This window comes from Bradyrhizobium sp. IC3195 (assembly GCF_020193585.1).
In the GTDB taxonomy this organism is placed as follows: domain Bacteria; phylum Pseudomonadota; class Alphaproteobacteria; order Rhizobiales; family Xanthobacteraceae; genus Bradyrhizobium; species Bradyrhizobium yuanmingense.
In genome coordinates, this window is the sequence record NZ_JADYVG010000069.1 from 1 (window position 1) to 1380 (window position 1380).

Genomic DNA, 1380 nt, shown 5'->3' on the forward strand with positions numbered 1-1380 from the left:
GGCAGAGCGATCTTGGTCGAGATCGTTCAGTGAAGGCTCGAAGTTGTTGGATAATCTCAAGATACAACAACATCAGCGTTGAGCAGTCGAATCGTGTAGATCATATAAGCGACGACGAGCTTGGGGCGGTCGCCTAATTTGAGCTGCTCATATCGAGTGAGACCATGGTTCAGGGATGGCCCGTGAAGAGCTTAGCGCGTCCAACCGATCGAAAGTCAGTAAGGGGCAAGAAGCCATCTTCTAAAGTAGTAGGTAGTCCGCGCCTCAGGCAGATCCCGCCAGGGACGGTCCGCACGATCCACAACACGCCCTCGACGAACATCCGCTGTCACGGCCCGTCGAGCCGCGCTGGTCTGGCCGAGGATGATCAAGCTGGAGATGCGATCCCATTGCCCATCGTTCAGAACGACCAATCCATGACACCGAAGGCTTCCTCCTAAAGGAAAGCCTTAAAACACTGTGCAACTGATTTGAGAAACCCAAGAGTCCGCACGACCTAGAGCGCGACCGGCGAGGCGATGAGTTGGGCGTCGTAATCGACAGTTCGCCGCTCGCTGCTCGCGCCGACGAAGCAGGCGATCGTTCCCCCGTGTGCGCATCAACTTCGCCGAGAGCAAGGCAGATGCAGGCGCGTGTAGTCATCCCCACCTGACGGTTTCGCTTGACTTCTCCCCGCAAGCAATTGGCGCTTGGTGCGATTGTCGCAACTCGCATGGACACGTCGGTGCCTAAGTTGCTTTCACGTCAATCTTCTTGGGCGGCTTCTGAGCTTCCGCATTTTTCGGCAAAGTCACCCTAAGGACGCCGTTCTTGACGGAGGCCTCAATCTTGCTGGCCTCCACACATTCCGGTAAACCGAAGTAGCGCGCGAAGGAGCCGTAACTGCGCTCGGAGAGGTAGTAGTCCTTGTGCTTCTCTTCCTTGTGTTCTTTTTTCTCGCCTTTAATGGTCAGTCCGCCATTGATAACCTGAACCTCTATGTCCTTTTCATCGAGTCCAGGCAGTTCGGCTGTAATCTCGTAAGCCTTGTCGCTTTCACTAAGATCCACTGCGGGGCTTGCGGCGACCTTCTTGGCAACCGACCTTCCAAGACTAGCGTGCGGGGGGAACGAGCGGCGCCAGAAATCGCCGCCAAACAAGTCTTCGAACAAGCGATCCACCTCGTTGCGCAATGCCTCGAGTGGGCGCCATGCTTCAGGAAAAAACGCGGGCTCACTAGCCTTCCTGGTGACGGGTACTCTCGTCTCATTCGTCATGATCTAACTCCATGTTTGAGATCATTCTGGAAGGCGCAATCTCTGACTGCGCTGAGCGGACCAGGTCGTCATAGACCGTAATAGCAACCAATGTGCCAACTCGCCTCCTGATTGAGCGCTCATG

General features: G+C 55.5%; 1 protein-coding gene. It reads right to left on the bottom strand.

The genetic code is table 11. The features are described 5' to 3' along the window. Nucleotides 1-728: 728 nt before the first annotated feature. A complete protein-coding gene (locus I6F09_RS37120) occupies nt 729-1256 on the bottom strand; it encodes an Hsp20/alpha crystallin family protein (RefSeq protein ID WP_225143911.1) in 528 nt (175 codons plus the stop codon). Between the last annotated feature and the right edge of the window lie 124 nt (nt 1257-1380).